The 14,176-nt window shown below is 66.0% G+C and carries 8 protein-coding genes; 4 read left to right on the top strand and 4 right to left on the bottom strand.

The window, feature by feature from the left end:
• Window positions 1-16: 16 nt before the first annotated feature.
• The gene (locus Ssi02_RS27905) at window positions 17-1,516 is read left to right on the top strand and encodes a sensor histidine kinase (protein ID WP_204030554.1); all 1,500 of its coding nucleotides are present in this window, start codon (window positions 17-19) and stop codon (window positions 1,514-1,516) included.
• Between the two features lie 574 nt (window positions 1,517-2,090).
• Here Ssi02_RS27905 and Ssi02_RS27900 read toward each other — a convergent pair.
• The 3 genes from Ssi02_RS27900 to Ssi02_RS27890 all read right to left on the bottom strand — a co-directional run bounded on the left by Ssi02_RS27900 (window position 2,091) and on the right by Ssi02_RS27890 (window position 7,032).
• The gene (locus Ssi02_RS27900; protein WP_204030553.1) at window positions 2,091-4,592 is read right to left on the bottom strand and encodes a SulP family inorganic anion transporter; all 2,502 of its coding nucleotides are present in this window, start codon (window positions 4,590-4,592) and stop codon (window positions 2,091-2,093) included.
• 38 nt (window positions 4,593-4,630) lie between these two features.
• A complete protein-coding gene (locus tag Ssi02_RS27895; protein WP_204030552.1) occupies window positions 4,631-5,239 on the bottom strand; it encodes a carbonic anhydrase in 609 nt (202 codons plus the stop codon).
• Between the two features lie 308 nt (window positions 5,240-5,547).
• Window positions 5,548-7,032: a phospholipid carrier-dependent glycosyltransferase gene (locus tag Ssi02_RS27890; protein ID WP_204030551.1), complete on the bottom strand. Its 1,485-nt coding sequence runs from the start codon at window positions 7,030-7,032 to the stop codon at window positions 5,548-5,550.
• Window positions 7,033-7,227: 195 nt separating this feature from the next.
• On the opposite strand from Ssi02_RS27890, the gene Ssi02_RS27885 reads away from it, so the two are divergent.
• Window positions 7,228-7,884, top strand: a complete 657-nt coding sequence (locus Ssi02_RS27885) for a response regulator transcription factor (protein ID WP_204030550.1) — start codon at window positions 7,228-7,230, stop codon at window positions 7,882-7,884.
• Window positions 7,881-9,089 carry a sensor histidine kinase gene (locus Ssi02_RS27880; protein ID WP_204030549.1) on the top strand — a complete coding sequence of 403 codons (1,209 nt, stop codon included), beginning with the start codon at window positions 7,881-7,883 and terminating at the stop codon, window positions 9,087-9,089. The genes Ssi02_RS27885 and Ssi02_RS27880 overlap by 4 nt, the downstream gene beginning before the upstream one ends.
• Here Ssi02_RS27880 and Ssi02_RS27875 read toward each other — a convergent pair.
• Window positions 9,064-12,186 carry an AfsR/SARP family transcriptional regulator gene (locus Ssi02_RS27875; RefSeq protein WP_204030548.1) on the bottom strand — a complete coding sequence of 1,041 codons (3,123 nt, stop codon included), beginning with the start codon at window positions 12,184-12,186 and terminating at the stop codon, window positions 9,064-9,066. The two genes, Ssi02_RS27880 and Ssi02_RS27875, sit on opposite strands and share 26 nt — an antisense overlap.
• Window positions 12,187-12,935: 749 nt before the next feature.
• On the opposite strand from Ssi02_RS27875, the gene Ssi02_RS27870 reads away from it, so the two are divergent.
• Window positions 12,936-14,174 (top strand): hypothetical protein, encoded by a 1,239-nt coding sequence (locus tag Ssi02_RS27870; RefSeq protein WP_204030547.1) that lies wholly within the window; start codon window positions 12,936-12,938, stop codon window positions 14,172-14,174.
• The last annotated feature ends 2 nt before the right edge of the window (window positions 14,175-14,176 follow it).

The raw sequence follows: 14,176 nt of genomic DNA, 5'->3' as shown, positions 1-14,176 counted from the left end.
TCGCCGGCCATCGTCAATGATCCGACGACTGCTGCTCAGTCACCTGTCCCTGATACTTCTCCTTCTTCTCGCTCTCGAGCTTCCCCTCGGAATGATGTACATCCGGGGGGAGCTCGATCGTGCCGTCACCGACGTCGAACACGAGGCGCACGAGCTGGCCGCCATGGCCAACGAAGCGATCGCGACCGGCCAGATGGAGCAACTCTCCGTGCTGGTGAAGTCACACAGCCAGTACTTTGGCAACAAAGTGCTTGTGGTCGACGCGACAGGTAGCGTCCTCGCCGTCACCTATCCCCTCAGCTCCTCGCAAAGGGACAAGCTGGCGAACGAGCCCGATCTCAGGGCCGTCTTACGGGAGCAGGCCGCCGCCAAGCGCGTGGACGCCGTTGTCGACGGCGTCGAGGTGGTCCACGTTTCCGTACCGCTCGATCGTTCCCCCTCGGTGCGCGGTGCCCTCCGTATCACCGTTAACGCAGACAAGCTCGGCGCTGATGTCAAACAGGTCTGGATGTCTTTGACCGTGATCGACCTTGTTCTCCTAATTGTGGTGTTGCTCGTGGTGTTCTCGCTTGTACGGTGGGTCAGAAGACCTGTCCGCGAGCTGGAGAAATCCGCGAAACTCCTCGCGGCGGGACAAGGCTTCGAACCGGCCTCGGTGCTCACGGGGCCGCCGGAGATACGCCAGCTGGCCGTCACGTTCAACGGCATGGCGACCAGGCTCCAGCAGCTGATCAGCTCCCAGCGCGCGTTCGCGGCCGAGGCGTCGCACCAGCTCAAGACGCCGCTGGCCGCTTTGAGGCTCAGGCTGGAGACGCTTGAGCCGTACATCGCGTTGCGGGCCAGAAACAACCTGGAGTCGGCGCTCGCCGAGACCGACCGGCTCGCCCGCATGATCGACGGCCTGCTCGCGATGGCCGCGCTCGAAGAGTCCTCCATGATCCGGGAGCCCGTCGACCTCGACGCCCTCGTCCACGACCGCGCCCGCGTCTGGGCGCCCGTCGTCGAACGCAGCGGCGTGCACCTTCTGGTGATGGGCGCGCGGATCGGTGAGGTCTGGGCGGTTCCCGGAGCCATCGAGCAGATCATCGACAACCTGCTCGCCAACGCGCTGCGTGTCTCGCCGCCGGGCAGCACGATCACGCTCGACCGCAGACCGAATCACGCCGGGAGATACCGCCGCCGCGAGGGAGCGGCGGAGCTCCACGTCATCGACCAGGGGCCCGGCATGAGCGAAGAGCACAGGAAACGGGCCTTCGACCGGTTCTGGCGCGCGCCCGGCTCGGGCAAGGACGGCACCGGCCTGGGTCTGGCGATCGTCCAGCAACTCGCCCGCGCCAGCGGCGGCGAGGTCGTGCTGATGCCGGCCCCCGGCAGCGGCCTGGACGCCGTCGTCGCGCTGATGCCGGTCGAGTCGGCGCCCCAGGGCCGTCCCCGCCAGCTCGGGACGTTCCATCGCCTGCTCAACCGTGTGCTCGGCAGCCGCGGCCGCCACAGCGTCACCTCTCAGTCGCGCTGAGCACCCCTCCGGTACGGCGGAGCCGGCCAGGCGACTTCATTACGGCAAAGCCAACCCGCCCACACCCGCGGGACAACCTGGGTAGGGTCCGGTACGGCGGAGCCCACCCGGCCGGGCACGACTCGCATAAGCACGACTTGCATGAGCACGACTTGCACAGTGCACCACTGGCGGCAGGGCACCACTAGCACTGAGCACCACCGGCACAGGGCACCGCTAGCACTGAGCACCACCGGCAGTGAGCACCACCGGCATTGAGCATCACTAGCACTGAGCACCACAAGCACTGAGCACCACCCGCCTGAGCGGAGCCCGCATGACGTGGCCCCACATGATGTGGCCCCACCTGATGCGAAGGGCCGCCCACGGTCAAGGCCCGTTGTCCGTCCCCCCTGGGTCTGGGGGCGGACAACGGGCCTTACGGTTCCCTTCGGATGGGCGTCCCCACCCGGTTCGGGGTCTCACGCCGGTGGGGCCTTTCCGACGTGTGAGATGGGCTTGTGGCCCTTGATCTCAACCGACTCCCGATCCCGGGTGGCGGACGCTCACCTGCTTGGAACTCCGGGTGGAGGTGTCACCCGGTTCGCGGCGGGACTCCGGTAGGACCGCCGTGTGGGGCGTTCCTGTCGTAGCCCCGGCCAACGGCTGGGTCGTGGTGCTGGACGCCGTAGTCGTAATGCTGATGGCCGGCCTGAGGCTGTGTGTGACCGCCCTGCTGCTGGCCGCCGTATCCCTGGGCGCCGTAGGACTGCGGGGCACCGTATGCCTGCTGTTGCTGCTGGGCTCCATAGCTCTGCTGCGCACCGTAAGCGGTCGGCTGGTTGCCGTAGTCCGGCTGGACGGTGTAGCCCGCGTGGCTCACGGGGCCTTGCTGAGTGTGGTAGCCGGCGTGGCTGACGGGACCCTGCTGGGCACTGTAACCGGCGTGGCTCACCGGACCCTGCTGGGCGCTGTAACCCGCATGGCTCACCGGACCCTGCTGGGCACTGTAACCCGCATGGCTCACCGGACCCTGCTGGGCACTGTAACCCGCGTGACTCACCGGACCCTGCTGGGCTGCGTAGCCCTGCTGGACGGCGGGGAACTGCTGGGTTCCGTACCCCGGTTGGGTCATGGGGCCCTGCTGGGTGCTGTAACCACCACTCTGCGGGACGTTGTAGCCCGGATATGTGACCGGTCCCTGCTGGGCGCCGTAACCCGGTTGGGTCATGGGACCCTGCTGGGTGGTGTACGCGGACTGCTGGGTGGTGGTGTTGTACGCCGCCTGCTGGGTGGTGTACGCCGCCTGCTGACCGGCGTAGGCGCCTTGTGGGCTGCCGTAGCCCTGAGCCGCGCCGGCGTACTCCTGGGTGCGGTGCTGTTCCTGGGGGCTGCCGTAGCCGTAGCCCGCTCCCGAGACGGCGGCGTGCTCGCGCGTCCTCGCGTCGTAGCCCTGGTTGTGGCGGGCCTGACCGGCCATCGCGGGCTCCTGAATGGGCGGCGGGTTCTGCCGCGGGTAGTCCGCGAACCACTCGTCGGCGTCCTCGTCCGGGACCTTCTCGTCGTCCTCGTCGACCTCCGGTAGGAGGAGTTCGACGTCGGCGCCGGTCTTGCGATGCTGTGCCGCCCACTCCTCGACCTGGCTGCGGCAGGCGAGGTCCAGGTGGGACACGCCGACCATGTTGATGTGCAGCTTGGTCGCGCTTCGCAGCGAGTCGAGGGTCTCGTTGAGCTTGGGCAGGAGCAGGAAGGTCGCGTTGCCCACCATGGTGAGGTGGGTGACGTCGCCGACCTCGGCGCGGTCGATCTTGAGGTGGGACATGCGCAGCGCCGCGAGCACAGTGGCGATGGCGAGACCCACGATGACGCCTTCGAGGAGGTCGGTGAAGATGATGGCGACCGTCGTGACGATGAGCACGACGCCCTCGCCGCGGTCCTTCCGCCACATCTTGCCGAACTGCGGCGGGTCGAGAAGCTTCCATCCGGCCTGGAGGAGGATGCCCGCCAGCACCGAGACGGGAACGTAACCGAGGACCTGCGGGAAGAACAATCCGAATCCCAGGAGCCACACGCCGTGCATGACCCTGGAGATCTTGGTCTTGGCACCCGCCTGCACGTTCGCCGCGCTGCGGGCGATGACGGCCGTGAGGGGGAGGGATCCGAGGAGACCGCAGAGGGTGTTACCCACTCCCTGAGCCAGAAGCTCGGGGTTGTACTTCGTCTTCTCGCCGTCGTGCATACGGTCCGTCGCCGCGGCGCTGAAGAGGCTCTCCGCCGAGGCGATCGCGGCGAAGGTGACGCCGAGGAGAAGCACCGACGGATCCATGAGCCCGGCGAACTGGTCGATGCCGGGAATCTGCACGGCGGCGAAGAGGTCGCCGATGGTGACCATCTTGACCTCGACGCTGGGCGACAGCGCGATCAGCGCGCCGGCGACCACCGCCACGAGCGGCGCCGGCACCTTGTTGATCGGTGCCGGCACCTTCTTCCAGGCGAAGCAGATGACAAGCGAGCCGATACCCAGAGCCAGAGCGGTCATCGCCTGGGGGTTGGCCAGCGTCTTCTGCAGCAGGTCCGGCAGCCCCATGGCGTTCTTGACGGGGTTGCCGTGCTGTTTGGAATCCGCCGCGGCGTAAATCTGGCTGAGCAGAAGGGACACACCGATGCCGCCGAGCATGCCGCCGACCACGGACAGGGAAATGGCCTGGAAAATACGCCCCAGTCCGAGGATACCGAGTGTGACCTGAATGAGTCCCGCGACAAGCACGATCGGACCCATCATCTCAACGCCGTGCTCGGTAACCAGATCCAGACAGAGGGTGGCCAGTCCCGCGGCCGGCCCACTTACCTGCAGGCTGCTACCCGGTAGGAAACCGACGACCAGGCCTCCGATGATGCCGGAGATGATGCCGAGTTCAACCGGGACGCCCGATGCCACCCCGATGCCGATGCACAGCGGCACGGCGACGAGGAAGACGACCAGTGACGCGAGAAGGTCTCCTGCGAGATGCTCTTTCGAGAATCCGCCACCCCTGCTCGGCGTCGACGCATTAGTAGTGGACGATTTAGCGTGGCGTGCTCGGCGCGACTGCACCATCGAATCTGCCCCTCATAATTCGGTAGGTAGTGCTGGACTTAGAAAGCCCCGTGCACCCGGAATTCCTCCCGGCCGTCGAATTCGCGCACTTCTCCGGTGTCCACCTTGTAGAACCAGCCGTGCAGCGTCATCTCCCCGGCGTCGAGACGGGCCTTGATGGCGGGATACGTGCGCAGGGCCGCGAGCTGGGCGACCACGTGGCGCTGGCCGAGGTCGAGGAGGGTGGGGTCCTCCGGGGGGCGGGAGAGCGCGTGGGCCAGAGGGGACTTCGCCAGCTCCAGCCAGCGGCCCACGGCCGGAAGGGCCGACAGGTCCTCTTTCCTGGCCAGGGCGCCGAGGGCGCCGCAGTGCGAGTGGCCGCAGACGACGATGTCGCGGACCTTGAGCACGTTCACGGCGTATTCGATCGTGGCGACCTCGCCGGACACGGCCTGGTGACCGTACGGCGGGACGATGTTGCCTGCGTTGCGCAGCTCGAAGAGCTGCCCGGGCCGCGCCACGGTGATTAGGGCGGGCATCACTCGGGAATCCGAGCAGGCGATGAACAGCGCCTCAGGGGACTGGCCGGCAGCGAGTTTCCGGTATTTCTCCCGCTCGCCGCTGATCCGCTGACTGAATGAACGAGCTTTTTCCAGCAGGTCCTTCATGGATTCACTCCCGTGTGTGCTGATTTCCACACACCGTAATGAGCGACGACCCAGCTCGGGGCGAGCAAACATCTTGAGGAGAGTTAGGATTCCCCCGGAGATCAACTACTGCTTTGACTGCTCATTCAGTTGCGAGTCGGATGCAGTTTCACCTGCGGTTGTTCCGTACGGGCCGGTTCCGCGGCACGGCCCCGGGACGCTGCCGCGCCCCGGGGCCGTGCCAGGTATTTCAAGAACTAGGAGAGTTTTTCTCCAGCGGCGGGTGTGTGAGATCCCCGCCGTCTCGCACATTTCGCTGGTTCAACCAGTTAGTAGTGCGCAACATGAGTATGGTCGATGGCCCGGTCGGCCTCTCTGGCGGGTTCACCGTTCCGGCGGCGGCGCCGCAAGCCCCGGACAAGGGAGTGTGCACCGAGCGCGGCCGCCAAAGCGGCCGGCGGAACGGCGGGCAAGACATATCTGTGGTCGAAGCCCAGAGCCGCCACAGGCGCGACCAACATGAACACCGCGGCCGCCCACGGCAGCAGCGCCTGCCGCCGCCGCATAAACAGCCCGGCCGCACCCGCCACCAGCATGAGCCCGAAGAGCGGCCCACGCAGAATCAGCGGGTAATAGTAGGCCGACAGGAGACTCGCGTACGGCTCAGCGGCGCCGAGCGCCCGGATATCGCTGTCGTACTCCCGCTTCACCTTGTCGATCAGCGGAAACTCCGGCAGCGACCACGTCCCGACGGGAAACGTCGCCGCCGGCGTGGTGACCCTTTTCGGATGGGCGATCGGTGTCCAGGAGAAGGTGATGGACGTATCTCGCACGACCTCTCTCAGATAGTCGAACGGCTGAGCCGCGATGGCCCGCAGCGCGAACGATCTCGCCAGGGCGTTGTGCGAGAACCTGTCGCCGGGCAGCCGGTTGAGCGAGGCCCCCGGCGCCCATACATATTCGGAGGCCGCGTCCACCACCGTGCCGTTCGGGCAGAGCCTGGCCTCCGGCTCGGGCGGCTTGACGACCGAGCAGTCGGCGAAGGTCATGGTCCGCGCCCACAGCGCCACCCCGTCGGACCCGCTGAGCGCGAACCTCCCGTGGTGGCTCGCGTACCACCCCGCGTAGGCCAGCAATGGCAGCGCCCCCGCCACAGCCATGACCGCCACCACGCGCACACCGGCCCTGCAGGCGATGAGATAGAGCACGGCCAGCCCGAGCACCGGCACCGCAACCGTTCTGCTCAGCCCCGCAAGGGCGATCAGCGGCCCGGCGATCGCCGCCGCCCGCACCGACACCTTGGCGCGCCACATGAGCACCGTGATCGCGGCCACCAGCAGGAAGATGACCAGGGTGTCGGACAAGATCGCATGTTCGAGGCGCATGAACGACGGGTCGAACAGCACCGGGACGGTCGCCAGAGCCGCTCCCCATCCGGGCAGGCCCCGGCGGCGCAGCAGCATATAGATCATCAGAGCGATGCCGAGCCCCATGACGTGCTGCACGGCCGCCACAAGGGCCACGCTGCCGAATGGCCGGAACAACCAGAGAAAGGCCGAGTAGCCGGCCGGGTGGAGAGCGCCGGGCGGCTTCATGTGCACGGCGGTGTCCAGATAGGTAAAGGAGTCGTACCAATAGACCTGCGCCATGGGATAGGTCAGCATCAGCAGCACCCTGACGGCTGCCGCGGCCAGGAGGACCACCGCGAAGACGCGGTGGGCGCGGAGCAGTTTCCTGGCTCTGCCGTACCGGGATGTTCTTTGGGGTGAGGCCGTGATAACAGTCGGTATAACCCCACTTGTTTGTGATGACATCGGTCCCCCCTGTCCACAACCGGATGTGTCCGGACGTAGGGGGAGAGTTCATCTTGTGCTCTATACCCTGGACGTAACTAGATATGGTTACGCTGGCGTTATGCCGCTTTCGCCAGGCTTGCGCCGGGCGCCTGCGGGGTGTCTCTTGTGTCACCCCCACAGCTCGGGGAGCGAATGCGGACCACGGGGGGAAACGTGCGGATACTCGTCGCGGAGGACGAGCGCATGCTCGCCGACTCCATCGCGGAGGGGCTGAGAGCGGAGGCGCTGGCCGTCGATATCGCCTATGACGGCGACGCCGCGTTAGAGCGACTCGGGGTTCATGAGTACGACGTGCTCATCTTGGACCGGGACCTTCCCGGCGTACACGGCGACGATATATGCCGAAATGTCCTAGAAAACGGGGCGATGGTCCGCGTCCTTATGCTCACCGCCGCGAGCGACATCAGGTCACGGGTCGCCGGCCTGAGCCTCGGCGCCGACGACTATCTGCCCAAACCCTTCGCCTTCGAAGAACTCCTCGCACGTGTGCACGCCCTCGGCCGGCGGGTGCGCCCCGCCGACCCTCCCATGCTCGAACGGCTCGGCATCCGCCTCGACCGCGGCCACCGCCAGGTCTTCCGCGACGGACGTTATGTGCCCCTCGCCCGCAAGGAGTTCGGCGTGCTCGCCGAGCTCATGCGCGCCCGCGGCGCGGTCGTCTCGTCCGAGACCCTGCTGGAAAAGGTGTGGGACGAGAACATCGACCCCTTCACGAACACCGTACGGACCACCATGGTCAAACTGCGCCGCAAACTGGGCGAGCCTCCTGTGATCGAAACCGTGCCCGGAGTGGGGTATCGCATCCCGTGAAACTCTCCATCCGGGCGAGAATCGCACTGACGTGCGGACTCGTCTCCCTCCTCCTCGGCCTGACCCTGGTCACCGTGACCTATCTCGTCGTACGGCAGACCCTCGAACCCCGCGCGGGCCTGGGTCAACCCACGAGCATCCGCTCCAACACGACCGGCGAAACCTTCTTCCCCGGGCAATACGGATATATCATCGCCCGCGAGCGGAGCGAGGTGACCCGGCGCGTCTACCAGCAGGACGCCCTGGCCAACGTGCGCCTCATCGGCGTCGCCAGCACCGCCGTAGCCGCCCTCGCCGCCGCCGGCCTCGGCTGGCGCGCCGCGCGCTACGTCCTCCGCCCCGCGGAACACGTCACCCGCACCGCCCGGCACGTCGCCCAAAGCCACGACCTCACCGCACGCATCGGCTACGACGGCCCGCAAGACGAAATCAAGGAACTGGCCGACATCTTCGACACCATGCTCGGCCGCCTCGCCCGCTCCTTCGACGGCCAGCGCCGCTTCGTCGCCAACGCCTCCCACGAACTCCGCACCCCCCTCACGATCAACCGCACCTTGATCGACGTCGCCGTACGGCGCCCCGAGGCGACCGAGGACCTCAAGCGCCTGGGCGAGTCCCTCCTCGTGGTCAACTCCCGGCACGAACGACTCATCGACGGCCTCCTCGCCCTCGCAGAAGGCGAACAGACCGTCCTCGACAAACGCCCCTTCGACCTCACCGACGTCGTCGAACACGTCCTCGACCAGGTCTCCCCCAAAGCCGCCGAACGCAAGATCACCATCCACCACCTGCTCGACTCCGCCCCCACCGCCGGCGACCCCATCCTCCTCGAACGCCTGGTCCAGAACCTCGTGGAAAACGCGATCCGCCACAACCACCCCGACGGCGAAGTCTGGGCCACCACCCGCCAACGCGACGACCGCGTCGAACTCGTCGTGGCCAACACCGGCCTCCCCGTCCCCGCCTACGAGATCGAGACCATCTTCCAGCCCTTCCGCCGCCTCCACGGCGACCGCCTCCACTCCGAACGCGGCAGCGGCCTCGGCCTGTCCATCGTCCGCGTCATCGCCCAGGCCCACCACGGCACGGTCTCCGCCCGCCCCCGCGACGAGGGCGGGCTGACCATCACGGTGGAACTCCCCCGCGCCCTGGACCGGGGGGAGGGCGATGTGCTCGCTCTTACTCGGCCAATACCGAGATCTTGATTTCGATCTCTTCCGCGTCGGGAAGGCTGAGTTGCTCGAAGATGCGCAGTGCCTGGCGCCAGGAGATTCGGGCGGCGATTTGGGAGCGCAAGCACAGGTAGATGTCGCCCATCAGTTTGTGGGCCAGTGCCTCGTGGTAGATGTCGGCGAAGCCGCGGGTCAGTGCGATGGCCTCCAGACACAGGTCGAGGGCCTCCGCGTACCGCCGCTGGGTTTTATGGACGCCTGCCATCCCGATAAGCGAGAGGGCCTTCTCGTCCGCCCACTCAAACTTGTCCGCCATGTCCCGCGCCTTCTGAAAAAAGACGCGGGCCTCGTTCGCCGCCGCCGTCTCCAGATATAGCTTGCCCAGGCTATTGAAGATCTCGACCTGATTTTTGAGGTCGCCGATCTCCTCGAAGGTGACCCTGGCCACCGCGTAGCATTCGAGCGCCTGAGCGAACTCACCCCGGTAATGGTGGACGTCCCCGCGGTTCTTGTTCACGATGGCGAGGCTCTGCCGCCCGGAGAGCCCTTTGAAGATCTCCATCGACTCCTCGTAAAGCTTCACCGCGTCACGGTGAAAGCCACGCCGCCGCTGGAACTCGGCCAGGTTGTTGAGCGCGTCCCCCTCCCCCCTGCGGTCGCCGACGATCCTATAAGCCTCAAGCGCCCGTTCAAGGAAGGTGAACGCCTGCTCCGGGCGACCGAGACAGAAGAGCGCGATGCCGCAGGGGCCGAGCACACGTGCCTCGCCTTTGATGTCGCCGACGCTCCTGTACACGACGATGGACTCCTCGTAGTGGGCCAGGGCGTCCCGGAGGTGGTGCCACGCGAAGTGAATGAAGCCGATCTGGTGCAGACTTCGAGCTTCGCCCTGCCGGTCGCCGCGTCTGCGATGGGCCTTCAATGCCTTGGTGGTGTGGTGAAGCGCCTCGGCGTACGCCGCCGTCCGATATTGAAAGAAGCCCAGGTCGAGCAGGGCCTGCGCCACCCATGCGCTGTCGCCGGGATCCTGGCACGCCCTGACCGCCAGTTCGCAGGCTGCGAGCGCCTCGCTCCAGCGGCATTCGGCGTCAAGGAACTCCCACAATGCGTGTGTGAGCCGCGCACAATGCCGTTTCCATTCGTGATCGGCGGCGTACTCCGCGAGGAGCAGCACATTGCTCCATTCGCTCCGCAACCACTGCTGTGCGGACTCCGCGTCGGCGAACTCAGCCTGCGCATCAGCATGCGTGTCGGCCCGCCCGGTCTCGGCCAGCAGGACGGCGGAGACCACGGTGCGGTGATAGTGGTCGAGCAGTCGTTCCAGCGCACGCCTGCGATCACCCTCCGAGTCCTCCCGTTGTGCCTGCTCCCGGGCGAATCCCCGGATGAGATCGTGGAATTGCACGTGTCCCGGCCGCATCTCACGCAACAGATGGTGACGAACGAGCAGGTCGACGGACTCCCGGACGAGGACGACGGGCAGGCCGCTCAGCACGGCGGCAGTCCACAAGGTGATGTCGCGGCACGGGCTCAGTCCCAGACGGCGGAAGACGAGTTGAGCCTCACCGGGAAGATCCCGATAGGAGAGCGCGAATGCGGAGCCGACCTCCTGCGGCACATCGGCCGTACCCGGTATGGGGCCCCGCAGGCGGCGTAATCGGCCGGACTTCTCCTCGGACAGCTCCCACCGACGGCCGGCGTGCAGTGTGAGCGCCAAGGGAAGCCCGCCGCATGCCTCGACCACCTCCTCCACATGAGTGGGAGTGGTGCCGGCGGGGCCGTCCACCAACTGCCGCACCAGATCGGCGGCTTCGCCGGGGCTCAGCACGTCCAGTGAGAGAGGCTGCACCGCCTCCGACTCCTCGAACCTGGACCGCGTGGTGATCAGCATCAGTGCCGAGGGAGCCCCAGTCAGCAGCGGCCGCACCTGTTCTGGACCGCTGACGTCGTCCAGAATCACGACTGTCCGGCGATGAGCGAGTTGGGCGTGCCATACCGCGGCCCGGTCCTCCAGGGATGAGGGCACACGTCTGCCTTGAATGCCAAGCATCTCCAGCACGGCGGCGAGGGCCTCCGCGGAACTCAACGGTGGAAACGTAGCGTCATGTCCCCGCATATCCAGATATAGACAGGCGTCTGGATAGTCAGCCGCCAGGCTGTGCGCTAGGTGCACCGCCAGTGCCGTCTTCCCGACTCCCGGCATGCCTTGCAAGACCAGAGCGAAGCCGTGCCCCAACTCGGCACGCCACCGGTTGACGACCGCGATCTCACGACGTCGTCCGGTGAAGTGGGGGATGTCACGTGGCAGCGTGTTGGGCTGCCGTTGAGCGCCGCCGCGGCTGTAGATCGGAGTGACGGCGAGTTCAGGGTCGGCACGGAGAATGCGCAAGTGGAGTTCTTTGAGTTCAGGACCGGGTCCGGTGCCGAGCGACTCCCGGAGATGATGGCCGACCCGCTGATAGACGCGAAGGGACTCGGCCTGCCGCGAACTCCGGTAGAGCGCGGTCATGAGCTGGCGTGCCACCGTCTCGTCCGTCGGATCCGCAGCCGCGAGTCCATAGAGCTCACCGAGGACCTGTTCATGATGCCCGAGACGGAGCTCCAGGTCGATACGCTCGCACCGCAGCTTCCGGCGTTCCAGGGCCAGGGTGTCGGCCATGCGGGCCGCCCACGCGCCCGGCAGGCCGATCAGAGCCTCGCCCGGCCAGAGCTCCTCCGCCTCTTGAAGAAGCCGGAGCGCGTGCCTCATCTCGCCGGACTTGAGAAGGGCCCGCGCCTCCCTCGATCGGGCACGGACCTGCCATAGGTCGATGTTCTCCGGCTCGACCACAAGAGCGTATGTCGTCCGCCGGGAAACGATCTTTACGTCGTCCGCCAGGAGGTTACGTAGCCGGCCACGCAGTCGGCTGACGTAGCTGGCTATGTCCTTGCGAGCCTGGGGCGGCGGATGTTCGCCCCAGATCCGGTCGGCGATCTCGCTAACCGTGATCGCCTGCGCGGGGCTGAGAAGAAGCATGGCGAGTATGAGCTGCTGCCGAGGGAAGCCGAGGGAGTGTTCCTCGCCTTCGACACACAGCACCACACCGGAACCACTTGCCAGTTTGAAGACGGGCACTCTACCTCCGGTCACCGATGCAGCTAACGCTCCGATTTTCACGAGGAATTCTCACATTTTATGTTGTCCAACTTCTTGGTAACTCAAAATGACGATTGACACAACCAACACTTCCGCCCCTCATGCCCATATTTACCAGCACAGAGTGACTACAATCGGATTCAGGCCGCTACCAAAAGCGTAATATGGAAGAATCGCCACATATCACACCATAACATAAAATGGATGACACATATCCCTACCAAAAGGGCGACAAGAAGGGGGCGAGGCTACTACGATGGAGCGTTGATCACCCGAAAGGGCGCTACACCTTCCTCCACAATCAACCCAAAAAGGGCTAAATATATATGCTTCAGGTCATTCTTTCGCTGATGGATGATGCAGTTGCCCACCACCTCGCCGGGTGGATCATCCGCAGTGTGACCACCCTCGACATTTCGGTCTAACACCTAGGCTGCATGCCCTGAATATTTCCGGGCATACACCCTCACCATGAATTACAGGAGCGGGAAAAGGTGATTGCCCCCTCGCAGAGTCACCCGGATCCTGCAGATATGGCTGCCACACCACGTCGCCCATAAAAATCAGGACCTGCCACCGCGCCGTCAGCACCACTGCAACCTTTTTATCAACCCTCCCCGTGCATGCTGTCGGCGGGTGGCCGTCCGGGCCGCCGGGCATTCCCCGTTCATGTGAGAGATTGCGCCTTCTAACCCCTTGATGAGTGTTGGAATGCCAAAACCGACATATGCCAGGAGGCAGCCATGCCGTATGGTGACCGCCCCATCAAAGGTCCCTTCTCACTCGTCGCCTCCAGAGGTGACACCGTCAAGGTAAATAAAACCGTCCTCGTGGTCGTGCACCACCTGACCGCCGCTACCCGTCTCATGGACATCGTCCCGCTCGTGGAGTCGGACCACCGCGTGCAACTGGTCTACACGGTCCCGCCGTCCTCGGTCTTCGCATCTGGCGCCCACGACTTCCTCCGTAAAGCAGAGGGCCTGGTGATGCCCTGGTCGCAGGCGACCGAGACCAGGTTCGACCTGGCGATGGCAGCAGGCGAAGGCATGCTGGAGCAGCTCCATGCGCCGATCATGAGCTTCTTTCACGGTGCCGGCCCGAACTTCTACGCCAACAAGCGCATCCGGAACGGGTCGTCCCTCCCTCCGGTGATCAGTGGGCTCAGTGCCCGGGGGCTGACATCCAGAGGACGCGCCCTCCCCTCCGCGATCATGGTGCCGCACGAGAACAATCTGCGGGTGCTGGCCGAACAGTGTCCCGAAGCGGCGTCCGTCGGCGAACTCGCTGGGGACATCTGCTTTGACCGCATGCTGGCGAGCAGACCGCGGCGCACCGCCTACCGCAACGCCTTGGGGGTCGGCCCCGGCCAGCGTCTCATCGTCATCACCTCTCACTACGGCGGCGACTCCCTGCTCCAGCAGGACCCCACACTGCCGGTGAGGCTCGCGGCCGAGTTACCGGAGGACTACAGGGTCGTGGTTTTCCTTCACCCGAGCACCTGGGTCTGGCACGGACGACGGCAGGTCAACGCCTGGATGGACCGTGATGCGGGGTCGCGGCTCACGCTGCTCCCGCCCGAGGACGGGTGGCGTGGGGCTCTGGTCGCAGCGGATCTGGTCGTCGGAGATCTCGGCAGCCCGGTCTGCTATGCGAGTGCGCTCGGCCTTCCGGTCGTGCTCATGCCGTACGAGGCCGACGATGTGGTGCCGGGTTCGCATTTCGAGCTGCTGGGCCGGCTCGCGGGGCGACTGGATCGGGAACAGCCGTTCGGCGGGCAGATCGAGGCCGCGATGAGGGGCTGGTCGGCCGCCGAGGCCACCGAGCTACGGGCGATGTTCACCTCCGTGCCGGGGGAGGCGGCACGGAGGATCCGGCAAACGATCTACCGTCTGCTCGACCTACCCGAGCCCGCCGCCGAACCGCGCGCCGAGCCGGTGCCGATGCCGGTCCCGCTCAGCCCACCGCCGCTCGCCACACGGTGACG

This window comes from Sinosporangium siamense (assembly GCF_016863435.1).
GTDB lineage: Bacteria > Actinomycetota > Actinomycetes > Streptosporangiales > Streptosporangiaceae > Sinosporangium > Sinosporangium siamense.
Note: the sequence above shows the minus strand (reverse complement) of the source record. Positions and strands in the feature narration are given on the sequence as shown.

What these genes read in the sequence shown, in the direction of transcription:
- Ssi02_RS27900 (WP_204030553.1), bottom strand. Translation starts at nt 4,592, where the DNA reads ATGGTGCAGTCGCGCCGAGCACGCCACGCTAAATCGTCCACTACTAAT.
- Ssi02_RS27870 (WP_204030547.1), top strand. Translation starts at nt 12,936, where the DNA reads ATGCCGTATGGTGACCGCCCCATCAAAGGTCCCTTCTCACTCGTCGCC.
- Ssi02_RS27905 (WP_204030554.1), top strand. Translation starts at nt 17, where the DNA reads ATGATCCGACGACTGCTGCTCAGTCACCTGTCCCTGATACTTCTCCTT.
- Ssi02_RS27890 (WP_204030551.1), bottom strand. Translation starts at nt 7,032, where the DNA reads ATGTCATCACAAACAAGTGGGGTTATACCGACTGTTATCACGGCCTCA.
- Ssi02_RS27895 (WP_204030552.1), bottom strand. Translation starts at nt 5,239, where the DNA reads ATGAAGGACCTGCTGGAAAAAGCTCGTTCATTCAGTCAGCGGATCAGC.